General features: G+C 63.4%; 23 protein-coding genes. 11 read left to right on the plus strand and 12 right to left on the minus strand.

Going from position 1 to position 24,118, the window contains the following annotated elements:
• Window positions 1-8: 8 nt before the first annotated feature.
• The 4 genes from JMN22_RS15165 to JMN22_RS15180 are packed head-to-tail and all read left to right on the plus strand — an operon-like array spanning window position 9 to window position 3,893.
• Complete coding sequence (locus JMN22_RS15165; protein WP_198796513.1) at window positions 9-770, plus strand: SDR family NAD(P)-dependent oxidoreductase; 762 nt, start codon at window positions 9-11, stop codon at window positions 768-770.
• 11 nt (window positions 771-781) lie between these two features.
• On the plus strand, window positions 782-1,969 hold the full coding sequence (locus JMN22_RS15170) for an acetyl-CoA C-acyltransferase (RefSeq protein ID WP_030138852.1): 1,188 nt from the start codon (window positions 782-784) through the stop codon (window positions 1,967-1,969).
• A 9-nt stretch (window positions 1,970-1,978) separates the two neighbouring features.
• Entirely contained in the window at window positions 1,979-3,106 is a 1,128-nt protein-coding gene (locus JMN22_RS15175) for an acyl-CoA dehydrogenase (protein WP_198796512.1), read from the plus strand.
• 13 nt (window positions 3,107-3,119) lie between these two features.
• Window positions 3,120-3,893: an enoyl-CoA hydratase gene (locus JMN22_RS15180; RefSeq protein WP_198796511.1), complete on the plus strand. Its 774-nt coding sequence runs from the start codon at window positions 3,120-3,122 to the stop codon at window positions 3,891-3,893.
• Window positions 3,894-4,048: 155 nt separating this feature from the next.
• Here the strand turns inward: JMN22_RS15180 and JMN22_RS15185 are convergent, their stop codons facing one another.
• The 8 genes from JMN22_RS15185 to JMN22_RS15220 all read right to left on the minus strand — a co-directional run bounded on the left by JMN22_RS15185 (window position 4,049) and on the right by JMN22_RS15220 (window position 12,198).
• Window positions 4,049-5,200 (minus strand): acyl-CoA dehydrogenase family protein, encoded by a 1,152-nt coding sequence (locus JMN22_RS15185; RefSeq protein WP_198796510.1) that lies wholly within the window; start codon window positions 5,198-5,200, stop codon window positions 4,049-4,051.
• A 2-nt stretch (window positions 5,201-5,202) separates the two neighbouring features.
• Complete coding sequence (locus tag JMN22_RS15190) at window positions 5,203-6,309, minus strand: enoyl-CoA hydratase/isomerase family protein (RefSeq protein WP_198796509.1); 1,107 nt, start codon at window positions 6,307-6,309, stop codon at window positions 5,203-5,205.
• 134 nt (window positions 6,310-6,443) lie between these two features.
• A complete protein-coding gene (locus JMN22_RS15195; protein WP_030138857.1) occupies window positions 6,444-7,151 on the minus strand; it encodes an HPP family protein in 708 nt (235 codons plus the stop codon).
• Window positions 7,152-7,323: 172 nt separating this feature from the next.
• Window positions 7,324-8,703: a UDP-glucose dehydrogenase family protein gene (locus JMN22_RS15200; protein WP_198796508.1), complete on the minus strand. Its 1,380-nt coding sequence runs from the start codon at window positions 8,701-8,703 to the stop codon at window positions 7,324-7,326.
• Window positions 8,704-8,817: 114 nt separating this feature from the next.
• A complete protein-coding gene (locus JMN22_RS15205; protein WP_198796507.1) occupies window positions 8,818-9,744 on the minus strand; it encodes a LysR family transcriptional regulator in 927 nt (308 codons plus the stop codon).
• Between the two features lie 57 nt (window positions 9,745-9,801).
• Entirely contained in the window at window positions 9,802-10,335 is a 534-nt protein-coding gene (locus tag JMN22_RS15210; RefSeq protein ID WP_198796506.1) for a hypothetical protein, read from the minus strand.
• Between the two features lie 23 nt (window positions 10,336-10,358).
• Entirely contained in the window at window positions 10,359-11,162 is an 804-nt protein-coding gene (locus JMN22_RS15215; protein ID WP_198796505.1) for a putative hydro-lyase, read from the minus strand.
• A 97-nt stretch (window positions 11,163-11,259) separates the two neighbouring features.
• A complete protein-coding gene (locus JMN22_RS15220) occupies window positions 11,260-12,198 on the minus strand; it encodes a LysR family transcriptional regulator (protein ID WP_198796504.1) in 939 nt (312 codons plus the stop codon).
• Window positions 12,199-12,565: 367 nt separating this feature from the next.
• On the opposite strand from JMN22_RS15220, the gene JMN22_RS15225 reads away from it, so the two are divergent.
• Window positions 12,566-13,807 (plus strand): OprD family porin, encoded by a 1,242-nt coding sequence (locus JMN22_RS15225; protein WP_198796503.1) that lies wholly within the window; start codon window positions 12,566-12,568, stop codon window positions 13,805-13,807.
• Between the two features lie 16 nt (window positions 13,808-13,823).
• On the opposite strand, the gene phnE is transcribed toward JMN22_RS15225, so the two are convergent.
• The 4 genes from phnE to JMN22_RS15245 are packed head-to-tail and all read right to left on the minus strand — an operon-like array spanning window position 13,824 to window position 17,054.
• Complete coding sequence (phnE, locus tag JMN22_RS15230; protein ID WP_198796502.1) at window positions 13,824-14,591, minus strand: phosphonate ABC transporter, permease protein PhnE; 768 nt, start codon at window positions 14,589-14,591, stop codon at window positions 13,824-13,826.
• A complete protein-coding gene (locus JMN22_RS15235) occupies window positions 14,588-15,415 on the minus strand; it encodes a PhnE/PtxC family ABC transporter permease (protein ID WP_030138865.1) in 828 nt (275 codons plus the stop codon). The genes phnE and JMN22_RS15235 overlap by 4 nt, the downstream gene beginning before the upstream one ends.
• On the minus strand, window positions 15,409-16,206 hold the full coding sequence (locus tag JMN22_RS15240) for a phosphonate ABC transporter ATP-binding protein (RefSeq protein WP_030138866.1): 798 nt from the start codon (window positions 16,204-16,206) through the stop codon (window positions 15,409-15,411). Before JMN22_RS15240 ends, JMN22_RS15235 begins: the two co-directional genes overlap by 7 nt.
• Window positions 16,203-17,054, minus strand: a complete 852-nt coding sequence (locus tag JMN22_RS15245) for a putative selenate ABC transporter substrate-binding protein (RefSeq protein ID WP_030138867.1) — start codon at window positions 17,052-17,054, stop codon at window positions 16,203-16,205. Before JMN22_RS15245 ends, JMN22_RS15240 begins: the two co-directional genes overlap by 4 nt.
• 160 nt (window positions 17,055-17,214) lie before the next feature.
• On the opposite strand from JMN22_RS15245, the gene JMN22_RS15250 reads away from it, so the two are divergent.
• The 6 genes from JMN22_RS15250 (at window position 17,215) to JMN22_RS15275 (ending at window position 24,102) form a co-directional block, all read left to right on the plus strand.
• Window positions 17,215-18,078: a LysR substrate-binding domain-containing protein gene (locus JMN22_RS15250; protein ID WP_198796501.1), complete on the plus strand. Its 864-nt coding sequence runs from the start codon at window positions 17,215-17,217 to the stop codon at window positions 18,076-18,078.
• A 143-nt stretch (window positions 18,079-18,221) separates the two neighbouring features.
• Complete coding sequence (locus tag JMN22_RS15255; protein ID WP_198796544.1) at window positions 18,222-19,250, plus strand: putative 2-aminoethylphosphonate ABC transporter ATP-binding protein; 1,029 nt, start codon at window positions 18,222-18,224, stop codon at window positions 19,248-19,250.
• Between the two features lies 1 nt (window position 19,251).
• A complete protein-coding gene (locus JMN22_RS15260) occupies window positions 19,252-20,967 on the plus strand; it encodes a putative 2-aminoethylphosphonate ABC transporter permease subunit (protein ID WP_198796500.1) in 1,716 nt (571 codons plus the stop codon).
• Between the two features lie 19 nt (window positions 20,968-20,986).
• Complete coding sequence (phnX, locus tag JMN22_RS15265) at window positions 20,987-21,814, plus strand: phosphonoacetaldehyde hydrolase (RefSeq protein ID WP_198796499.1); 828 nt, start codon at window positions 20,987-20,989, stop codon at window positions 21,812-21,814.
• A gap of 30 nt (window positions 21,815-21,844) precedes the next feature.
• Window positions 21,845-22,864 carry a putative 2-aminoethylphosphonate ABC transporter substrate-binding protein gene (locus JMN22_RS15270; RefSeq protein WP_198796498.1) on the plus strand — a complete coding sequence of 340 codons (1,020 nt, stop codon included), beginning with the start codon at window positions 21,845-21,847 and terminating at the stop codon, window positions 22,862-22,864.
• A 68-nt stretch (window positions 22,865-22,932) separates the two neighbouring features.
• Window positions 22,933-24,102 carry a TIGR03364 family FAD-dependent oxidoreductase gene (locus JMN22_RS15275; RefSeq protein ID WP_198796497.1) on the plus strand — a complete coding sequence of 390 codons (1,170 nt, stop codon included), beginning with the start codon at window positions 22,933-22,935 and terminating at the stop codon, window positions 24,100-24,102.
• Window positions 24,103-24,118 lie beyond the last annotated feature (16 nt).

Genomic DNA, 24,118 nt, shown 5'->3' on the forward strand with positions numbered 1-24,118 from the left:
AAACCATGATGCAGATCGTCAACAAGATATTCCTCGTCAGCGGTGGCGCTTCCGGCCTCGGCGCGGCCACCGGTGAAATGCTGGTCAAGGCCGGCGCCAAGGTGATGCTGCTGGATGTCAACGCCGACGCCGTGGCTGCACAGGCGCAGAAGCTTGGCTGCCAGAGCGTGGTCGCGGACATCAGCAACGAAGCAGCCGCCGAAGCCGCGGTCAAGGCCACGGTCGATGCGTTGGGTGGCCTCAATGGCCTGGTGAATTGCGCTGGCATCGTGCGCGGCGAGAAGATCCTCGGCAAGAACGGTCCCCACGCCCTCGCCAGTTTCAGCCAGGTGATCAACGTCAACCTGATCGGCAGTTTCAACCTGTTGCGCCTGGCCGCGGCGGCCATTGCCGAAACCGAAGCCAACGCCGATGGCGAGCGCGGCGTGATCATCAACACCGCGTCGGTGGCGGCCTTCGACGGCCAGATCGGCCAGGCAGCCTATTCCGCGTCCAAGGGCGCGATCGCCAGCCTGACCCTGCCAGCCGCCCGCGAACTGGCGCGTTTCGGCATCCGCGTGATGACCATCGCCCCCGGTATTTTCGAAACCCCGATGATGGCCGGCATGACCCCTGAAGTGCGCGATTCCCTGGCTGCCGGCGTGCCGTTCCCGCCGCGCCTGGGCAAACCCGCCGAGTACGCGGCGCTGGTCCGGCATATCATTGAAAACAGCATGCTCAACGGCGAGGTGATCCGTCTCGACGGCGCCTTGCGCATGGCCGCCAAATAGGAGGATTAGTCATGTCCCACGATCCGATTGTCATCGTCAGCGCCGTCCGCACCCCGATGGGCGGTTTCCAGGGTGAACTGAAAAGCCTCACCGCGCCGCAGCTGGGTTCCGCGGCCATCAAGGCCGCCGTGGAACGGGCCGGCATTGCCCCCGACGCGGTTGAAGAGGTGTTGTTCGGCTGTGTGCTCGCCGCCGGGCAAGGCCAGGCGCCGGCACGGCAGGCAGCGCTCGGCGCCGGGCTGGACAAATCGACCCGTTGCACCACGCTGAACAAGATGTGCGGCTCGGGCATGGAAGCGGCGATCCTCGCCCATGACATGCTCGTCGCCGGCAGCGCCGACGTGGTGGTGGCGGGCGGCATGGAAAGCATGTCCAACGCCCCGTATCTGTTGGACCGCGCCCGCGCTGGCTTGCGCATGGGCCACGGCAAGGTGCTCGACCACATGTTCCTCGACGGCCTTGAAGACGCCTATGACAAGGGCCGCCTGATGGGCACCTTTGCCGAGGACTGCGCCGAGGCCAACGGCTACAGCCGTGAAGCCCAGGATGCCTTCGCCATTGCCTCCACCACCCGCGCCCAGCAAGCAATCAAGGACGGCAGTTTCGATGCTGAAATTGTCCCGTTGCAGGTGATGGTCGGCAAGGAACAGGTCACCGTGCGCCACGACGAACAGCCGCCCAAGGCACGGATCGACAAGATCCCCACGCTCAAGCCAGCCTTTCGCGACGGTGGTACGGTGACGGCGGCCAATGCCAGTTCGATTTCCGATGGCGCCGCGGCCCTGGTGCTGATGCGCCAGAGCCAGGCGCAACAGCGCGGCTTGAAACCACTGGCGGTCATTCACGGCCATGCGGCCTTTGCCGACGCCCCGGGCCTGTTTCCCACGGCACCGATTGGCGCGGTGAAGAAGCTGATGGGCAAGACTGGCTGGTCCCTGGACGAGGTCGACCTGTTCGAGGTCAACGAAGCCTTCGCCGTGGTGGGCGTGGTGACCATGGACAAGCTGGAAATCCCCCACGACAAGGTCAACGTCCACGGCGGCGCCTGCGCACTGGGGCACCCGATCGGTGCGTCCGGCGCACGCATCCTGGTGACGCTGCTGTCGGCCTTGCGCCAGAAGGGCCTGAAGCGCGGCGTCGCGGCGATCTGCATCGGCGGCGGCGAAGCCACGGCCATGGCCGTTGAATGCCTGTACTAAGGAATCACCATGCTCCCGACTGAAGAACAGACCCAAATCCGCGACATGGCCCGGCAGTTCGCCCAGGAGCGTTTGAAACCGTTCTCGGCTGAATGGGACCGCGAGCACCGTTTCCCCAAGGAGGCCATCGGTGAAATGGCCGAGCTGGGCTTTTTCGGCATGTTGGTGCCGGAACAATGGGGCGGTTGCGACACCGGTTACCTGGCCTACGCGATGACGCTGGAAGAAATCGCCGCCGGCGACGGGGCGTGCTCGACCATCATGAGCGTGCACAACTCGGTGGGCTGCGTGCCGATCCTCAAGTTCGGCACTGATGAGCAGAAAGCCAAGTTCCTCACGCCCCTGGCCAGCGGCGCGATGCTCGGCGCCTTTGCCCTGACCGAACCCCAGGCCGGCTCCGACGCCAGCAGCCTGAAGACCCGGGCGCGGTTGGAGGGCGACCATTACGTGCTCAACGGCAGCAAGCAGTTCATCACTTCCGGGCAGAACGCCGGGATGGTTATTGTGTTCGCGGTCACTGATCCTGGCGCCGGCAAGCGCGGCATCAGCGCGTTCATCGTGCCCACCGATTCGCCGGGCTACGCCGTGGCACGGGTCGAAGACAAGCTCGGCCAGCACGCCTCCGACACCTGCCAGATCCTCTTCGAGGATTTGAAAGTGCCCGTGGCCAATCGTCTCGGAGAAGAAGGCGAGGGCTACAAGATCGCCCTGGCGAATCTCGAAGGCGGGCGGGTTGGCATCGCGGCGCAGTCGGTGGGCATGGCCCGCGCGGCGTTCGAAGCGGCGCGCGACTATGCCCGCGAGCGCCAGAGCTTCGGCAAACCGATCATCGAGCACCAGGCCGTGGCGTTCCGCCTGGCGGACATGGCGACGCAGATCGCCGTGGCACGGCAGATGGTTCATCATGCCGCCGCGCTGCGCGATGCCGGCCAGCCCGCGCTGGTGGAAGCGTCCATGGCCAAGCTGTTCGCCTCGGAGATGGCCGAGAAGGTCTGCTCCATGGCGCTGCAAACCCTGGGGGGCTACGGTTATCTCAACGATTTCCCGCTGGAGCGCATCTACCGCGACGTGCGGGTCTGCCAGATCTACGAAGGCACCAGCGACATTCAACGCATGGTTATTTCGCGCAATCTTTGAACAGGAGTCCTGCATGAATTACGAAACGATTTTATTGGAGATCAAGGACCGCGTCGGCCTGATCACGCTGAACCGTCCCGAGGCGCTGAACGCCCTCAATGCCCAGATCGTCAGCGAGCTGAACCAAGCGCTGGACCGCCTGGAAGCAGACCCGAAGATCGGTTGCACCGTGCTGACCGGCTCGAAAAAAGCCTTCGCCGCCGGCGCTGACATCAAGGAAATGGCTGAGCTGACCTACCCGCAAATCTATTTGGATGATCTGTTCAGCGACAGCGACCGCGTCGCCAACCGCCGCAAACCGATCATCGCCGCGGTGAACGGTTTTGCCTTGGGCGGCGGCTGCGAGCTGGCGTTGATGTGCGATTTCATCCTGGCCGGCGACAACGCCAAGTTCGGCCAGCCGGAAGTCAACCTCGGCGTACTGCCGGGCATGGGCGGCACCCAGCGCCTGACCCGTGCGGTGGGCAAGGCCAAGGCCATGGAAATGTGCCTGACCGGGCGCTTTATCGATGCGGTGGAAGCCGAGCGTTGCGGCATCGTCGCGCGCATCGTGCCGGCAGATGAGCTGCTGGACGAAGCACTGAAAACGGCGGCGTTGATTGCTTCCAAATCCGTGCCCATCAGCATGATGATCAAGGAAAGCGTCAACCGTACCTTTGAAGTCAGCCTGTCCGAAGGCGTGCGCTTCGAACGTCGGGTGTTCCACGCCGCGTTCGCCACGCAGGACCAGAAGGAAGGCATGGCCGCGTTCGTCGCCAAGCGTGCCGCGGAATTCCAAGACAAGTAGCGCAACTGGCGCCCGCGAAGGCGGGGGGTACATTCGGCGTGGATGTGACAGACCCACCGCTTTCGCGAGCAAGCTCGCTCCCACAGTTGACCTGAGGTGTACGCGATACTGTGTACACCACCAAACCCTGTGGGAGCGAGCCTGCTCGCGAAGCTTTACACCAGGTAGTGCTTCAACTCCCGGGCAATCACCATCCGCTGAATCTCGCTCGACCCCTCATAGATCTGGGTAATCCGCGCATCCCGGTAGTAGCGCTCCACCGGATAATCCTCCAGATACCCATAACCCCCATGGATCTGTATCGCCGACGAGCAGACTTTCTCGGCCATTTCCGAAGCGAACAGCTTGGCTTGCGAGGCTTCCGACAGGCACGGCTTGCCGGCGCTGCGCAGGCGCGCGGCGTGGAGGATCAGCAGGCGGGTGGCGTTCAGGCGGGTGTGCATGTCGGCCAGTAGGTTGGCGATGCTCTGGTGCTCGATGATCGGCTTGTCGAACTGCACCCGATCGCGGGCGTAGGCCAGGGCCGCTTCGAACGCCGCGCGGGCGATGCCCAGGGCTTGGGCGGCGATGCCGATGCGACCGCCTTCCAGGTTGGACAGGGCGATGGCCAGGCCTTTGCCACGGGCGCCGAGCAGATTGGCCTCGGGCACGGTGCAGTTGCTCAGCGTCACCGCGCAGGTATCTGACGCGCGGATGCCCATCTTGTGTTCGGAGCGGTCAACGTTGAACCCCGGCGTGTCCGTTGGCACCAGGAATGCCGAAATGCCTTTCTTCCCAAGGTCTGGGTCCGTCACGGCAAAGACAATCGCCAGTTTCGCCCGCTTGCCATTGCTGACGAACTGCTTGGCGCCGTTGATCACCCACTGACCATCGCGCAGTTCGGCGCGGGTGCGCAGGTTGTGCGCTTCCGAGCCAGCCTGGGGTTCGGTCAGGCAGAAACAGCCAATCGCCTGGCCGCTGGCCAGGTCCGCCAACCAGGTCTGTTTCTGTTCATCGGTGCCGAAATTGAGGACCGGCCCGCAACCCACCGAGTTGTGGATACTCATCAACGCCCCGGTGGCGCCGTCGCCCGCGGAGATTTCTTCCACGGCGAGGGCATAGGCGACGTAATCGACATAGGTGCCGCCCCATTCCTCGGGCACCACCATGCCCAGCAGGCCCAATTCGCCCATTTTGGCCACCAGAGCGTCATCGATCCAGCCAGCCTTTTCCCAGGCTTGGGCATGGGGGGCGATTTCACCGCGGGCGAAGTCACGGGCCATGTCGCGGATCATCACTTGTTCTTCGGTCAGCTCAAGGTCTTGCATGTTCAATTCCCGTGGTAGTCGAAGCCGTCGAAGAAACTCGCGACCTGTGCGGCGTCCAGCGCCTCCAGGGTCGGTGGGTTCCATTGCGGGTTCTTGTCTTTATCGATCAGCAAGGCGCGCACGCCTTCGATCAGGTCGCCGCGCGCGAACCATTGGCGGTCCAGGTGCAGCTCCAGGGCAAAGCAGTCTTCCAGGCTCAGGTGCCGGCCACGACGCAACATCTCCAGGGTCACCGCCATCGCCAGGGGCGAGCGGGTCTTCAGGAGTTCGGCAGTTTTCAGCGCCCACTCATGGCTGTTCGCGACGGTGACCTGGCGCATCTGCTCGACCATGCTGGGGACGTCGGGCAGGGCGAAGAAATGATCGATGGCCGGCCGCAGGTCGGCCAAGGGTGGGGCAGGGAGCTGTTGCACAGCGATTTTTGCCAGCAGGCTTTGCAAGTCCTTGAGTGCCGTGTCGCGCCATTCCAGCCGATCGAGACGCTCGTCGAGCTGGGTGAGCTTGCGGCTGTCGAGGTACCAGTCGGCCAATCCGCAATACAACGCGTCGGCGGCACGAATATGCACGCCGCTGACACCGAGGTAGATACCCAGCTCGCCGGGAATGCGCGGCAGGAAATAGCTGCCGCCCACATCGGGGAAATAACCGATGGCGACTTCGGGCATGCCCAGGCGACTGCGTTCGGTCACGATCCGCAGGTCGGCGCCTTGCGCCAGGCCCATACCACCGCCCAGGACGAAGCCGTCCATCAGGGCGAGGATCGGTTTGCGATAGTGGTGGATCGTCAGGTCGAGGGCGTATTCCTCGACGAAGAAATCTTCATGCAGGGTATCGCCCTGCTTGTGGCTGTCGTACAGCGAACGGATATCGCCGCCGGCGCAGAACGCCTTGTCACCAGCGCCGCGCAGGACCACGGCGCGGATCTGCGGGTCGTGCGCCCAGGCATCGAGTTGCTGCTGCATGCTGCGCACCATGCCCAGGGTGAGGGCATTGAGGCCGGCGGGGCGGTTCAGGGTCAAGTGGCCAATATGGTTGCGGACGTCGACCAGCACCTCGTAAGGCGCGGTTTCGACGCGGTCCGCAGCTTGGGATGAAACCTGAGCTGTCATCGCTAACTCCCTGCTTTTATTGTTCTTTATAAATAATGTCGCGCGTACCCGGTCGGGATCGTAACAGTGCAAATTTGCATTGCACAACCGGGATACGTGCAGGTCCTGTCTGCATATTTATAGCAGCCACAGGCTCAACCGCGACCCGACAGTACCTCCGTGATGCTGCGGCGCTTGGCATGACGCTCGCTGGCGTGGATCAATTGCTCCAGATCTTCGGGGGTTACGTCGAAGAACGCTTCCATTTCCTCAAGTGCCGACTTCAAGTCTTCAGCGGTGATGGCTTGACGATCAACGGGGGGATGGTCGGCCGGTATCACCGCCACCGGCTCGCTGGCGCGCTTGGGATAGCGCACGCGCGTCAGGTTGTTGTAGGCCAGTGCAAAGACGAGCAGGCCAGAGCCGGCCAGCATCGCCGCCGCCACTGCCTGCCAGTCCAAGGCAATGATCGACGGATCGGCCAGCACCAGGGTTGCGGCCAGGGCTCCCGCTGGCGGATGCAGGCAACGCAGCCAGCACATCAATATCAGCGCCATGCCCGCCGCCAGGCAGGCGCTTTCCAGCGTGCGACCCAGCACGTGGGCCACCAACAATGCGAGGACCGAGGCACACAGGTAACCGCCGAAAATCGACCAGGGCTGGGCGAGGGCGCCCGATGACACCGCAAACAGCAGCACAGCCGAGGCGCCGAGCGGGCCGATCAGGTGCTGCGCCACCTCAAGGCCGAACACCTGGCCACAGAGCCAGACACTGAACAAGGTGCCGAAGGACATGCCGATGGCGGCACGGCTCCATTCGGTAGGACGGGTATTGATAGCCGCGGGGAACCAGCGAGAAAACATTCAGCAAACATCCAAAAAACGAACAAAAAAAGGGGCTTACGGGGTAAATCCCAGAAAGCCCTTTAAGTGTTCCAACAGTTGGGGGAGGAACGGTGCACAGTGTGCCGTCCGCCCCCTTGGGTTACAAATTCATATTAATGCTGGTTGAGTGCATTAATTTTGAAGTAACGAATCAGGCGCTTTTGGAAACTTCAAGCCACGCCTGCTGTGCAATCGGTAAATTGCAGGATTGCCCGCGCCCCATCGGGAAGTAGATAAACCCTTTGTCCGCCATGCGATCCGGGTCGTACAGGTTGCGACCGTCGAAAATCACCGGGGCCTTGAGCCGTTGCTGGATCAACTGGAAGTCCGGGGCCTTGAACGGCTGCCATTCGGTGCAGATGATCAGGGCGTCGGCCCCCGGCAAGACCGATTCCGGGGTGCCCATGAGCATCAGTTTCGGCTCGTCGGGGTAGAGCAACTGGGTTTGCTGCATCGCCTCGGGGTCGAACGCGCGAACACTCGCCCCGGCCGCCCACAGCGATTCCAGGAGCGTGCGGCTCGGTGCGTCGCGCATGTCGTCGGTGTTGGGCTTGAAGGCCAGGCCCCACAACGCGAAGGTCTTGCCCCGCAGGTCGCCTTTGTAGAACGCCTTGATGCGTTCGAACAGCTTGTGTTTTTGGCGCAGGTTGATGGTTTCCACGGCTTGCAGCAGGTCGCTGGAGCAATGGGCTTGTTCGGCCGTGTGGATCAAGGCGCGCATGTCCTTGGGGAAGCACGAGCCTCCATAGCCGCACCCTGGATAAATGAAGTGGTAGCCGATCCGTGAGTCGGCGCCGATGCCCAGGCGCACGGACTCGATGTCGGCTCCCAGGTGCTCCGCCAGTTCGGCAATCTGGTTGATGAAGCTGATCTTGGTGGCGAGCATGCCGTTGGCGGCGTATTTGGTCAGTTCCGCGCTGCGCAGGTCCATGAACAGGACCCGATCGTGGTTGCGGTTGAACGGGGCGTACAGGTCGCGCATGGTATCGCGCACTTCATCGCGCTCGCAGCCGATGACGATGCGATCGGGGCGACGACAATCGGCGACCGCCGAGCCTTCCTTGAGAAATTCGGGATTGGAGACGATATCGAACTGCAACAGGCGCCCAGCCTTGAGCAGGCATTTCTCGATATGCGCCCGCAGGATATCGCCGGTGCCCACCGGCACGGTGGACTTTTCCACGACGATCAGCGGTTGCTCGCGGTAGCGGGCCACCGCCTCGCCAACGGCCAGCACCTGGCGCAGGTCCGCAGAACCGTCGTCCCTCGACGGCGTACCGACCGCAATGAACAACACCTGGCCATGCTGTACGGCAAGTTGATCATCGCTGGTGAAATGCAGGCGCCCGGCCTCCAGCCCCTCGCGCACCAGCGCTGCCAAGCCAGGTTCGAAAATACTCACCAGGCCTTGGCGCAGGTTGGCGACCTTGTGTTCGTCAATGTCCATGCACACCACGTCATGGCCAACCTCAGCCATTACTGCGGCTTGCACCAATCCAACGTAACCACTGCCGAACACACTGATTTTCATGGCGGGACTCCCTGGATCATCCTGAGCGGTTGGCACAGCCAGCAGTTCGCCGCAGTGCGCTCGCCCCAGAATAAGTCGGGGATGTTTCAGTTCACTGACAGTCCGGCGAAGCGCTCAGGCCTGGCTCGGCACCAGGCGGTACTCCGCCGGGAGTTGCGCGACGTAGTCGTCGACCACTTCCCGGGTCAGGCTGACGATGTCTTCGACGCGCTCCATGCCCGCGCCGGTCCGCCAACTGGCGACGATGTCCATGACCGAGGGTAGCGGCACGCCGTCCACCAGGACCAGCGAACCCTGGTTCAGTTCACCCACCACCAGCGCCGCAGGCATGGCGCCGATGCCAAAGCCATCGCGAACCAGGCGAGTGATGGCTGACGCCGAGTTCACGCAGTTGATACGCGGCGAGACGAGGTTGGCCGAATGCAACATGTTGAGCAGATCCTGATGCGGCCGGGAATTGCGCGAAAAGGTCACGATACGTTCCTGCGACAGGTCCTCCAGGGAGGCGTAGTGGCGATCATAGGCAGAGCCGGTACGCGCCACCCAATGCATCGGATAACGGGTCAGCAAGGTGTTGCGCACGCTGTCCAGGCGCAGGATGTCGGTCTGGAAAATGATGTCCTGGTAGCCCTTCTCCAGTTGCGAGCACAGGTTGCTCGCGGTGTCGGCGGTGAGCTCGATTTCCAGCGCCGGGTAACGCTCCATCAGCCGTGTCACCAACGGGCTGAGCCATGTATGGATGACGGTGTCCATCGCACCGATCCGAATCCGGCCACGCACCTGGCGCGGATCCTTGATCACCGCTTTCATGCTCTGCATGGTGTCCATGATCCGCTCGGCATATTCCAGCACGCGCTGGCCTTCGGCGGTCAGCGACACACCTTTGGAGTCGCGCAGAAACAGGCGCACGCCCATTTCGTCCTCCAGGGCCGCGATCCGGCTGGAAATCGACGCCTGGGTGGTGAAAAGTTTTTCGGCCGTCAGCCGGAAGCTCTTCAGGCGCGCGACCCAGACAAAGGTTTCCAGAAACTTGATGTTCACTTCGGCGGCTCCTCGAAACTGAAGGGCAGGGCGTTGGTTTTTCCGCAAAGCAGGTGATCAGCCCGCCGAGATGTATTGGATCACGTCTTCGAGCGCCGTTGAGTCCGGCGCGGTACCTATGACGGCGTCCGCATTGCTCCATGGATACGCCAGGTGCGAGACCCAGGCCATTACCGCCGGCAACTCTTCTGCCGGCAAGGTTTTCATGTGCTCGATGGTAATGACCAGTCCCTCGGCCAAGGAGGACGAGGGGCTGAACCGCCAGTCATATCGCCCGCAGCCGACGCGGACCTCGCCGCTGTGCTTGTCCGACATCGCGACCAGCCATTTGCACTGGAATGTCTCGATGTTGTCGGCAGGCGGGGCGCCCAGGCAGAACGTGTAGACGTTTTCGAACGTCTGGTTGAAACGGCTGACCAGGACGTCACCGATCCCGCGACGGCCTTCGACGTGATCCGGGAATGAAATGGAACCGGTGCGAACCACCATGTCCAGGGTCGCCCCAGCGGTAAAGGCTTGGTCCAGCAGGTGAGGGCGGTTGCCATCCTTTGCGCGGATGTAGTGCTCGATGGATCGTTGCGCAGTGGTCATCAGTTTCAATCCGTTAAAAAGGTCTACAGGGCGCTGTTCAGGAGATCCGTCACCAGCATGCACCCGGGGGCATGGGTGATACACAGCGGCGGACGAGACGCCTGGACCACGGACTGGGGCGTTACGCCGCACGCCCAGAAGACCGGTATCTCATCCGCCTCGACCGGCACCGCGTCACCGTAGTCCGGCCGGTCGAGCGCGTGAATGCCGATCAACGCAGGATCGCCGATGTGCACCGGCGCGCCGTGGACGTTGGGCATGCGCCCGGTGATCTGGATGGCCTGGATCGCCGCCGCGGCTTTCATCGGACGCATGGTCACGACCATTTTGCCAGACAAGCGCGCGGTAGGACGCGTGTCGATGTTAGTGCGGAACATGGCGACGTTGCGGCCCAGGTCAATATGCCGCAGGCGTATGCCGGCCTCCAGCAGCGGTTGTTCGAAAGAAAAGGAACAGCCGAGGGCGAACGCAACCAGGTTGTCCTGCCACAGGTGCTCGATGTCCAGCGGCTCTTCGCTCAACTCGCCGTGGCGGTAGACGCGATAGCGCGGCACCTCATGGCGGATATCGATGGGTGCGCCCAGGTTGCGCAGGAACGGGTCGCCGGGTTCGCTCACGTCCAGCACCGGGCAGGCCTGGCGATTGAGTGTGCAGTAGCGCAGGAATTCGTCGGCCCAGTCACCCGGCAGGATCACGATATTGGCCTGCACCCGCCCTTGGCCCAGGCCGCTGGTGTGGCCGTGGTATCGACCGGCCGCGATGTTCTGGCGCAACGCCTGCGGTGAACAGGGCTGCAGTTGTTCGAATGACAGGGCTGATGAACTCATCGCGGGGTCTCCGTAGGTTTTTATTAGAGATCCCTTTGTAGAAAACCCGGGCGATGGCGTCCAACAAGGAAAACTGCTACCCCCTGACAAGTAAAAGTTATTCGACCGTCGACAGGCCCGCCGCCGCCACCATGCGCTGGGGCCCGACATCCGTGGCGTATTGGCAGACGACCTGGCGGCTCATGTGCACGATGCTCTCGATCAGCTCCAGACCCACGCCCGCACGCCATGACGCGACGACATCGAGCTGGGGCAGGGGCGCGCCGGGCTCCAGCTGGATCAATTCGCCACGGGCCAGGGGCTTGGCCACCAGCGCCGCCGGCAATGCGCCGATGCCGAAGCCGTCGCGTATCAGTCGGGTCATGGCCGACACCGAGTTGACGCAACTGACCCTCGGCGTGCTCACGCCGTGGGCGTACAGCAGGTTCAATACGTCCTGGTGCGGCCGCGATTGCTTGACGAAGGTGATGATGCGTTCATTCGCCATTTCGGCCAGCGAGGCGTAGGGCCGGGCATAGATCGATTGGCTGGCGGCGATCCAGTGCATCGGGTAATGCCCCAGTTCGAGGTTGCGCACGCTTTCGTGGCGGACCAGGTCAGTCTGGAACGCGATGTCCAAGTAGCCTTTCTGTAACTGCTCGCAAAGATTGCGCGCCGCGTCGGCGGTGATTTCGATCTCCACGGCGGGAAACGCCTGCATCAGCATGGACATCAACGGACTGAGCCAGGTGTGGATCACCGTATCCATCACGCCGATGCGCACCAGGCCTTGTTGCGGGGTGCTCTTGTCCAATGACTGTTTGAGCGCGCGCTGGACTTCGAGCATCTGCTCGGCGTATTCGAGCACTTTCGTGCCCTCCGGCGTCAACGACACCCCGCGTGAATCACGCACGAACAGGCGCAGGCCCAACTCGTCCTCCAGCGACGCGATCCGACTGGAAATCGCTGCCTGGGTGCTGAACATCTTTTCGGCGGTCAGGCTGAAGCTTTGCAGCCGGGCGACCCAGACGAAGGTTTCGAGGAACTTGAGGTTCATGGTGGTTCTCTTGGCGTTTGTCGTTCTTATGGTTGCAATTGTTACTCCAGGTCGGGCCCGGATGCGCATCAAATTTTCTTATGCCCGAGGGCGCCTTTTTTCCGTTTGACCCTTGCCTGCGCCACTGCGAAGAATCCGCCCCGACGCTGACACCGTTCGCTTCAAGAACCCGAACCCCGTGGCGAGGGAGCTTGCTCCCGCTTGAGCGTGCAGCGCTCACAAAAATGGGTCTGCTGCGCCCGAGGCGTCGGACCGGTCCAGCGGGAGCAAGCTCCCTCGCCACGGTACAAGCACTGCCCCCAACAATAAGCGAGGCGCGCACGCCGTCCCCGAAGGGATCGCTCGCGTCCATAAAAAGGAGCACGCCATGCCCCGTTTCACTGACACCCGCTGGAGCCGTTCACCGGTCGGTCCCTTGCTCGGCCTGGGCCTGATCGGTGCGCCGATGGCCCACGCCGATTTCATCGCCGACAGCAAGGCCAGCCTGGAAGCCCGCAACTTTTATTTCAACCGCGACTTCAGGCAAGAAGGTGCCCGGGACAAGGCCGAGGAATGGGCGCAGGGCTTCCTGCTGCGCATGGAGTCGGGGTACACCGCCGGCACCGTGGGGTTCGGTCTGGACGCCTTGGCGATGGCCGGTTTCAAACTGGACTCCGGCGGTGGCACGGCGGGCACGAACCTGCTGCCGGCGGATTTGTCCGGCGGCTCCCAGGACCGCTACGGTGAAGTCGGCCTGACCGCGAAGATGCGCATGTCCAACAGCACCCTGAAAGTCGGCACCTTGCAGATCAAGGATCCGGTGGTGAATTCCAACGATACGCGCCTGTTGCCGAGCACCTTCAAGGGCGGGCTGTTGAACGTGCAGGAAATCGACCGCTTGAAACTCACCGCCGGGCAGCTCACCCAGATCAATCTTGTCGATTCCACCGACTATCAGGACATGACCGCCAACCGCATTGGCGGCACCAGTGACAAGTTCCAGTTCACCGGCGCCGACTACCAGTTCCTGCCCAATCTCACGGCGCAGTACCGTTACGGCAAGCTGGAGGATATCTATCAGCAGAACTACCTGGGTTTCGTCCATACCCTGGACCTGGGCGCCGGCCAGTCATTGAAGAGTGATGTGCGTTATTCCCGCAGCACCGAGGATGGCAGTTTCCGCAATATCGACAACCAGGCATTCGGCGCGCTGTTCACCTACAGCCTCGGCGGCCATGCACTGGGCCTGGGGTATCAGCGCATGAGCGGCGACGATCCGTTTCCCTACATCTCCCGCAGCGATCCGTACCTGGTCAACTTCGTGCAGATCGGCGACTTCGCCAATATCGACGAACGCTCGTGGCAAGCCCGCTACGACTACAACTTTGCCGCCCTCGGTGTGCCGGGCCTGACCTTCATGACTCGCTACATCAGCGGCGATAACGTGCAGCGCAGCGCGCCAGGAGAGGGTCAGGAATGGGAACGCAACACCGACGTCGCCTACGTGATCCAGGACGGCACTTTCAAGGGGCTGGGGTTCAAGTGGCGCAATGCGACGGTGCGCTCGAACTTCGGCAATGACCTGGATGAGAACCGGCTGATCGTCAGCTATACGATGGCGTTGTGGTGACGGCCCGCCTGGAGCGTCAGGCCTTGACCCAGCGCTGACGACTCCAACTGCTCAACGTATCGACGGTGAAGACCAGCAGCAACATCGCCAGGATCACCGTGCTGCCCTGGGCCTCCTGGAACAGACTGAGGCTGACGTAGAGCATCTGGCCCAGGCCGCCGGCGCCGACGAAGCCCAGCACGCTGGCCATGCGGATGTTGTTCTCCCAGCGGTACAAGGTGTAGGCCAGCAGTTGCGGCATCAGGTTGGGCAGCGTGCCGTAGCAAAACGCCCACAGCGCGCTGCCGCCTTGCAGGCGAATGGCGTCGGCGGGTTGTGGCGGGGTGTTTTCCAGCGCTTCGGCAAACAGCCGGCCGAGCACGCCGACGGTGTGCAGGGCCAACGCCAGTGTCCCGGCGTTGGGACCGAGCCCGGCGGCAAACACCATCAACGCCGCCCATACCAGTTCGGGCACCGCGCGCAAGGCGTTCAAGACCAGGCGAGACGCGCTTCGCAATGGCCAGCCAAGTCGCCCGGCGGCCGGCAGCGCCAGCGCCAGGCCCAGTACCGCCGCGAGCAGCGTGCCGAGGGCGGACATGGCGACGGTTTCCAGCATGCCGTGACCGATCGCTTTCAGATAGGCAGGGCTCAGGTCAGGCGTGAGAAAGCGCTGCGCGTAAGCGCTCATTTGCTTGAGGTTCGAGTGGTCACCGAGCGCGGCCAGGTCGATACCCAGATAGACAAACGAGGCAACGATCGCCGCGCCGAGGCCCAGCAGCAAAAGCACGTTGAGCAGGCGATTCATGCCAGCCTCCAGCGCAACAGGCGGCTGAGCTGGTCGGCGAGCAGCACCAGCACCAGGAAGGTCAGCAACAGGCTGGCGACTTCACCGCCCGCGAACATGCGCAACGAGAGGTCCATCTGCTGGCCGAGGCCGCCGGCACCGACGAAGCCCATCACCACCGAGGCGCGAATGGCGCATTCCCAGCGGTACACGGTGTACGACAGCAGTTCGGCCACGACATTGGGCAGGATCCCGTAGCAGAACGCCGCAAGCCGACCGCTGCCGGCTTGCATCAGCGCGTGCGCCGGACGCTGGTCGACCGACTCGAAGATTTCCGCGTAGACCTTGCCCAGCATGCCGCTGTAGGTAATGGCGATGGCCAATACCCCGGCGGTAGGGCCAAGACCGACGGCGCGGACGAAGAGCAAGGCCCAGACGATCTCCGGCACGCTGCGCAGGAAGATGAGCAGGCCACGGACCGGCCAACGCAGCCACTGGCCCCAAAGGCCGGGCCTGCCGGCGCGGTAGGCGGCTGACAACGATAACGCACGACTGGCGAGCAGGCTCGCGGGAACCGCCAACAGCAGTGCCAGGGCCATGCCGGCCGTGGCGATGGCGATTGTCTGCAACGTGGCCTGCAGCAGCAATTCGATGAACGCTTCGTCATGGGCCGGCGGCCAGAATGCCGCGACGAACCGACCCATTTCGCTCTGGCTGTCGCTGGCCAGCAATACGCGCAGGTCCAACTCGCTGAAATGAATGCCCGGCCACAGCAGGGCGACGGCCAAAAGGCCGAGAAGCAGGCGAGGGCGGGCAGCAGGGTCCCGGACGTCGTGCTTCAGCATCGCGGAATCTGCACGCTCGAAGGTGGCGCAGGCTTCGACATGGACGCCAATTGCTCGTTGGCATAAAGCGCGTCAAGCCGCTTGCGGTCGACGGCTTCGGTGGGCAAATCGAAAAGAATCTGGCCGTCACGCAAGCCGATGATCCGCGAGAAATGCGCCAGCGCCAGTTCCACCGCGTGCAAGCTGGTGACCAGGGTCACGGCGTGTTCCCGGGCATGCTGGCAGAGCACCGAAAGCGTGTGTTCGGCCAGGACCGGGTCCATCGCCGACACTGGCTCATCCGCCAGCAACACTTCGGGTGCCTGGTATAGCACCCGGGCGATGCCGACGCGTTGCAGTTGGCCGCCGGACAGTTGCTGGCATTGGGCGAAGAGCTTGTCGCCCAGGTCCAAGCGGGCCAACGCCGCCCGCGCCCCCGGGATGTCCAGCGGATGCAGCAGGTTGAGCAGGCTCTTGCCCATGCCCCATTGGCCCAGTTTGCCGGCCAACACCGCCGTGACCACCCGTTGGCGCGGCGGCAGCGGCGGCGCTTGATGAATCAGGCCAATGCGTGCGCGCAGGCGTTGGCGCTGGCGGGCCGACAGGTGCCAGGCACGCTCGCCCAACACCTGGACTTCACCGTTTCCCGGCCGCAGGGCGGTCGCCAGCACATTGAGCAGGCTGGATTTACCCGCGCCGGACGGGCCGATGATAGCGACCTGTTCACCCGCCTCGATGTGCAAGTCCACGCCCCGCAGCGCCTGGGCGCCGTTGGCGTGGGTGACGCTGGCCTGGGTCAAACGCAATGTCATTTCAGCAGTTCGGCGGCGCGAGCGGCCTCTTCGATGCCCTTGTAGTTCTCGGGCTTGGTTTCGATGAAGCGGCTGGCGGCTTGCAGGTCGAGGATTTCCTTGTCTTTCGGATTCGCCGGGTCGAGCGCCAGGAACGCTGCCTTGAGCTTGGCCGCCAGCGCCGGGTCGAGGGTACCGCGCACGGTCCAGTTGTAGTCGAAATATGCCGGGGTGGTGGCGAAGACCTTGACCTTGCTGGTGTCGACTTTGCCGGCGGCCACGAGTTTTTCCCAGACGCTGGCGTTGAGCACGCCGGCATCGACCTTGCCCGCCTGGACCCAGGCTGCGGTCGCGTCATGGGCACCCGAGTAGCCGACGCGGCTGAAGTAGGTTTCCGGCTTGATGCCGTCCTTGAGCATGAAGTAACGCGGCATCAGGCTGCCCGAGGTGGATGAGATCGAGCCGAAGGCAAAGCTCTTGCCCTTGAGGTCGGCCAAGGATTTCACGGCGGGGTCGGCGGTGATGAATTTACTGGTGAATTGAGCGTCCTGTTCGCGTTGTACCAGCGGAATGGCGTTGCCGGTCTTCAGGCGAGCCTGGACGAAGGTGAAGCCGCCCAGCCAGGCCAGGTCGATCCGGTCGGTGGCCAGCGCCTCGACCACGGCGGGGTAGTCGCTCACCGGGACGAACTCGACTTTCATGCCGATCTGCTGTTCCAGATAAGCCCCCAGTGGCTTGAACTTGCGCAGCAGTTCGGTCGGCGCCTCGTCAGGGATCGCGCTGACTTTCAGGGTGTCGGCGGCCTGCGCCAGGACAGCGCTCACGGTCAGGGTGAAACCGACGGCCAGTGCCAGGGTACGCTTGAGCATGAAAATCTCCGGTGCTTGGAAGCATGAATGTTCAAGCGCCGGGCATTCTTGCCGGGCGCGTTGTGAGGGTAGACGAATGGCGGCGATTTTGATCGTTTCCGGTGATCAGGTAAATCTTTATAGTCGCTTGCCCTTATCCTCTTTCTGGAGCATCCACGACATGCTCAGCGCCGAGCTGAAGTCTTTCCATATGGTCGCCCGCCTGGCCAGCGTCACCCAGGCGGCCAAGAAGCTCGGGTTGAGCCAGCCGACGGTGACCACGCAGATTCGCAATCTGGAGGCCCAGTACGGCGTCGAACTGTTCTTTCGCGGCGGTCGCCGCCTGACCCTCAGCGACGAAGGCGCGCAGTTGCTGCCGATGGTGCAGAAGCTGTTGCAGCAGGAAGCCGACATCGAGTTTTTCCTGCGCAACAGCGGCCAGGTGCAAGGCACGCTGCGAATCGGCGCCACGGCCCCGTACTACGTGCTCGATATCATCAAGGGCTTTCGCGAGCAGTTTCCCCTGTGCGAAGTGACTCTGGAAATCGGCAACTCGCTGCAGGTCATCGAGGCGCTGGAAGAGTACCGCGTGGACCTGGCCGCGTCCTCGCAATTGGTGGAAGATTCTCGCCTGACCCGATTGGTATTGGGCCACGACCCTCTCGTCGTGGCGGTGCACCGCAGCCACCCGTTGGCGAGCCATGATCGCGTGGCGCCCGGCGCATTGGCCGGGCACTGCCTGCTGATGCGTGAAAAGGGCTCGACCACCCGCACGCTCACCACAACGCTGCTGCGAGAGGCTGGCGTTGCGATTGGGCCACTGTTGGAAATTGGCAGCCGTGAGTCGATTCGCGAAGCGGTCCTGCGCAACATCGGCATCAGCGTCATCGCCCGTCATGAGGTGCCGGAGAACCCGCAGCTCAAAGTGGTGGAGCTGGAGGGCGCGCCATTGATCGCCGAGTACCTCTATTGCCTGAAGGAGCGCCGCCAGGCTCGGCTGCCTTCGGCGTTCCTTGGCCTGGCACGGGAAACGGCCGAGTCCTGAGCCGGCTACGCAAATTTGCCGATGGCACTATCGGCAGCTTTTAGCCAACTGCAATCAAGCCTTCGTACTGCCTGCCTACCATGACCCTCGTCGAGCTGACCGCTCATCGAGGTAACGTCATGACCAGAACACACTCCGTAGACATGCAGATACGCGACATCCATAAAAGCTTCGGTGCCTTCAAGGCCCTGGACGGGGTATCGCTGGACATTGCCGCCGGTGAGCTGGTGTGCCTGCTCGGGCCGTCCGGCTGCGGCAAGACCACCTTGCTGCGCTGCATTGCCGGCCTGGAGCGGCAGGATCGCGGCACGCTCATGATCGGCGCGCGGGATGTCTCCAGCCTGGCGCCGCAAGCGCGGGACTACGGCATCCTGTTCCAGTCCTACGCGCTGTTTCCCAACCTCACGGTGGAGCAGAACGTCGGTTACGGGTTGGCGGGTAATAGCCGCGAGACCATTCGCGGCCGGGTCAATGAGATGCTTGATCTCGTCGGGCTGTGTGGCAGCGAGAAAAAGTACCCCGGCCAGCTTTCCGGCGGCCAGCAGCAACGGGTCGCCCTGGCCCGTGCCTTGGCCCCGGCGCCCTCGCTGTTGCTGCTCGACGAACCGATGTCGGCCCTCGATGCGCGGGTGCGTGAGCATTTGTGCACGGAGCTGCGTGGGCTGCAAAAGCGCCTGGGCATCACCACGTTGATGGTCACTCACAACCAGGACGAGGCGATGCTGATGGCCGATCGCATCGCGGTGATCAACCAAGGGCGCGTCGAACAGTTTGCCAGCGCACAACAGATCTACCGCGCGCCGGCAACGGCTTTCGTCGCCGATTTCATCGGCCAGGGCAACTGGCTGCCGTTCGAGCGCGGCCAGGATGGGCAGGTGCGGGTTGGCGAACTGAACCTCACTCTGGGAGGCAATCATGTTCAACAGCGCGGACGCCTGTTCTGCCGTCCGGAAGCCGTCCGGGTCAATCCGACCACTCCGGAACACAACCTGTTCGACGCGCAACTGCGGGAGCTGACTTTCCTCGGCAATCGCTGCCGGTTGAGCTTCGAGCTCGATGCGCTGCCAGGCCATGGTTTGTTGGCTGAGCTGGAGCCGCACGCCATGCCGCCGTTGACCGGCGCCCACCTGAAAGTCGCGCTGCCGCCCCAGTGCCTGCAGGTGTTCGCTTGATATGGACGTCACGATGACCCTCAAGCCCACCGTGTTCCAGCCACGCCAGGTGGCCGGTGACTTCGCCGATCGCCTGTTCATTCGCGGCGGTCAATGGTTGCTGCTCGTATTGCTGGTGGTGGCGGTCCTGCTACCGCTGCTCGCCATGCTGTGGCGTGCATTCAGCGGCGACGCCAGCCAGGGTGGGGGCCTGCACGCCGCACAGACATTGTTTGCCAGCGCGAACTTCCGCTGGTTGCTGGGCAACAGCCTGACGGCTTCTCTGACCGTGGCGATGATCGTGGTGCCGCTGGCCTACGCGTTCGCTTATGCGTTGCAGCGCACCTGCATCATCGCCAAGCCGCTATGGCGGGGGATTTCGCTGCTGCCGCTGCTGGCACCTTCGATGCTGCCGGGAATCGCGCTGATCTACCTGTTTGGCAACCAGGGCCTGCTGCGCGGATTCATGACGGAAAACATCTATGGCTTCTGGGGCATCGTCCTCGGGCAGGCGATCTACACCTTTCCCCACGCATTGATGGTGCTGATGTCGGCGCTGGCCCTGGCGGACGCCCGGCTGTTCGATGCGGCCTCAAGCATGGGCGCCTCGCCTTGGCGGGCATTTCGCAGCATTACCTGGCCCGGTAGCCGGCAGGGTGTGTTTGCCGCGTTCTGCCTGGTGTTCACCTTGTGCATCACCGATTTCGGCGTGCCGGTCACGGTGGGCGGTGACTATCAGGTGCTGGCGCTGGAAGCCTACAAGGCCGTCGTGGGGCAACAGCAATTCGGGCGCGGGGCGTTGATCGGCCTGGTTTTGCTGGTGCCGGCCTTGCTCAGTTTTGCGGTGGACGTGTGGCTGCGCCGCAGTCAACGCGACGCCATGGGCGGCCGCGCCCAGGTCTATCACCCGCGGCCATCAGCGGGACGGGATGCGGCTTTCCTGGGCGTGACGGCAATGGTCTGTTGCGTATTGCTCGGGGTGTTCGGCATGGCGGTGTACGCGTCGCTGGTGCAGTTCTGGCCCTACGATTTGTCCTTGTCGCTGGATAACTATGGGTTTTCCGACCTGCCCGGCGGCTGGCTGGCTTATCGCAACAGCCTGTTACTGGCCGCCTGCAGCGCCGTGTTCGGCAGCTTGCTGATCTTCACCGGCGCCTACCTGATCGAAAAAACCCGGCAGAGCGCACTGACCCGAATCCTGCGGCTGCTCAGTTTTGTGCCCATGGCGGTCCCCGGCCTGGTCCTGGGCCTTGGGTACGTATTCTTTTTCAATCTGCCGGGCAATCCACTCGGCAATCTGTACGGCAGCCTGGCGCTGTTGGTGGTGTGCACCGTCGCTCACTTCCTGACGACCGCGCACATGACGGCCAGCGCGGCCCTGCGCCAGCTCGACGACGAATTCGAGGCTGCCGCGCTGGCGCTCAAAGTGCCGTTGGCGCGGCATTTCCTGCGGGTCACGCTGCCCATGTGCCTGCCGGCCTTGCTCGACATCATCCGCTATTTGTTCGTCTCGGCGATGACCACGGTCTCGGCGGCGATTTTCCTGTACAGCCCGGACAGCGTGCTGGCCGCGGTGGCGGTCCTGAACATGGACGACGCCGGCAACGTAGGCGGGGCCGCCGCGATGTCGACCTTGATCCTGCTGACCTCGGCCAGTGTCTCGCTGCTGCTTGCGACGTTCTCCCGGCGCCTGCTGCGTCGCTCCCAGGCCTGGCGCCAGCCAGCGCCGAGTCTTTGAAAACCTGTTGGAGATTCTGATGCACTACCAAACGCCAACCCGCCTGCAAGCCGCCATCCTCGATTGGGCGGGCACCGTGGTGGACTTCGGTTCATTCGCCCCGACGCGAATCTTCGTCGAAGCTTTCGCCAGTTTCGACATCGAGCTGAGCCTGGAGGAGGCCCGTGGCCCGATGGGCATGGGCAAGTGGGATCACATTCGCACCCTGTGCAATCAATCCGCCGTGGCCGAAAGATTTGTCCGCCGGTTCGGGCGCACGCCGAGCGACGACGACGTGACCGCGATCTACCAACGCTTCATGCCGCTGCAGATCGCCAAGGTCGCCGAGCACTCGGACCTGATCCCCGGCGCGCTGGAAAGCATCGCCGCACTGCGCCAACGAGGCCTGAAAATCGGCAGTTGTTCCGGTTATCCCAGGCAGGTCATGGACAAGGTCGTCGAATTGGCCGCGACCAAGGGCTACAGCCCCGACCATGTGGTGGCCACCGATGACGTGCCCAAGGGCCGGCCGAGCCCGGCGCAGGCCTTGGCCAACGTCATCGCGCTGGGGCTGGACGATGTGGCCGGCTGCGTGAAGGTCGATGACACCGAGCCCGGCATCCTCGAAGGCCGCAGGGCAGGGATGTGGACCGTGGCGCTGCGTTTTTCCGGCAATTTCCTTGGGCTTGACTGGGCACAATTCCAGGCCCTGCCAGCCCGGCAGTTGGCCGCCGAGCGTACGCGCATCGACGGACTGTTCGCCGCGAGCCGCCCGCATTACCTGATCGACACGATCGTCGAGTTGCCCGCCGTGATCGATGACATCAACGCGCGACTGGCCCGCGGCATGTTGCCGTCCCATACCTGAAAGCCCCACTGACCGATACGGAGCCGTACCATGTCCAAACGCACTGCCTTGGCCGCCGGCCTGCTGGCCGCCTGTGCTTTTCAAGCCCAGGCGAATACCGAACTGACGGTTTACACGGCCCTCGAAGTCGAGCAGCTCAAGGCCTACAAACAAGCCTTTGAGCAGAAGAACCCAGACATCGAAATCAAATGGGTGCGCGATTCAACCGGCATCGTCACCGCCAAGCTGCTGGCGGAAAAGGATCGCCCACAAGCCGACGTGGTCTGGGGCCTTGCCGGTTCCAGCCTGGCCATCCTCAAGCAGCAAGGCCTGCTGGACGCCTACAGCCCGGCGAACCTGGGCCAGATTGCAGCAAACTACCGTGACGCCGACACGCCGCCGACCTGGGTCGGCATGGACGTCTGGGCCGCGTCCATCTGTTTCAACACAGTGGAAGCGCAGAAGCTCGGGTTGCCGAAACCCACCCGTTGGGAAGACCTTGCCAACCCGGTGTACCAAGGCAAGGTCGTGATGCCCAACCCCGCGTCGTCGGGCACCGGTTACCTGGATGTCAGCGCCTGGCTGCAGACATTCGGCGAAGCCAAGGGCTGGGCCTACATGGACAAGTTGCACGCCAACATCGGCCAATACACCCACTCCGGTTCCAAGCCCTGCAAATTGGCGGCCTCCGGTGAGTTCCCCATCGGTATTTCGTTCGAATACCCGGCCATTCAGCTCAAGCGCAAGGGCGCGCCACTGGACATCGTGCTGCCCGCCGAAGGCCTGGGTTGGGAAATCGAAGCCACCGCCGTGATCAAGGGCACGCCACACCTGGAGGCAGCGAGGAAACTGGCCGATTTTTCCGCCAGCCGCGAGGCCATGGATCTGTACAAAGCCAACTTCGCTGTCCTGGCACAACCGGGCATCGCCGAGCGCTTGCCGGAGTTGCCAGCGGACTATGAGCAGCGGCTGATCCGCAACGACTTCAACTGGGCGTCGGAAAACCGCGACAACATCTTGGCCGAGTGGCGCAAGCGCTACGACGGCAAGTCCGAGCCTGTCGCCAAGTAATTCGGCTGTTCCAAGGCCCGGGGTGTCGAGCGGGCCTCACCTGGTCATAGAAAATTCAAGGAGTCTCCATGTCTGAGCACGACTGCGACCTGCTGGTCGTCGGCGGGGGTATTCTCGGCCTGGCCCATGCCTGGGCCGGTGCCAAGCGCGGCCTCAAGGTCAAGGTGTTCGAGCGTAGCCACACCCCCCTGGGGGCCTCGATCCGCAACTTCGGCCAAGCGTTGGTCGGCGGCCAAGCGCCGGGCATCATGCTTGACCTGGCACGCCAGGCAAACGGTTTGTGGAAGACGTTGGGGCAGGCCGCCGGCTTGCATCTGCACCAGCAAGGCTCGTTTCTGTTCGCCCGCACGGAAGCCGAGGAGGTGTTGCTCGAAGCGTTCGTGAACGGGCGCGGCGCGAGTTTGGGTTATCGCACCGAGCTGCTGCGCGGCGATGCGCTGGAGGCCCTGTATGACGGCCGTTTTGCCCACCATCGTGCCGCGTTGCTTGGCCTCGATGACCAACAGCTGTATTCCCGCGAGGCGCTACCGCAGATCGTCGAGTATCTGGCCCGGACACTGGGCGTCGAGTTCCATTTCTCGACGCTGGTACGCGATGTCGAGACCCACCGTGCCGTCACCAGCGCCGGTCGGTTTACCGCCAGGCACATCGTCGTGTGCTCGGGCCATGACTACCAGACGCTGCTGGCCGAGCCACTCGCCGCGCTGCGACCGCAGGTGTGCGGCTTGCAGATGCTGCGCGTGCGCCCGCGCCAGCCGCTGGCCCTGCGGCATGCGCTGCTGACAGGGCTGAGTTGTGTGCATTACGGCGCCTTTGCCGACCTGCCCGAAGCGGATGCCATCCGCGCGCAGATCCGCAGCCAGCAACCGGAACTGGAAGCCCATGGCGTCCATTTGCTCATCAGCCCGACACCCTACGGTGACCTGATCATTGGCGATTCCCATGTCTACGGCAGCGATATCTCGCCGTTCAACGCCGAACAGGTGGATCGGATCCTGATTGACCTGGCCCAGGACACCTTGGGCGGCGAAGTCGACGTGCTGGAACGCTGGCAGGGCGTCTATGGCGCGCGTGGGCCGGGGCCGTTCAGCGTGGTTGAAGCTGCAGACGGCGTCACCGCGGTGGTGATGCATACCGGGCTGGGCATGAGCGTCGGCCTGGCGCTTGGCGAGCGAACCGTCGCCGCACTGTTGGGCGAAGCCGGGCCGATCGTCCCGAGGCACAGCACGGCGGCTTGACTGGCGGACGCCCAAG

This window comes from Pseudomonas sp. HB05 (genome assembly GCF_016756915.1).
GTDB classification, from domain to species: Bacteria; Pseudomonadota; Gammaproteobacteria; order Pseudomonadales; family Pseudomonadaceae; genus Aquipseudomonas; species Aquipseudomonas alvandae.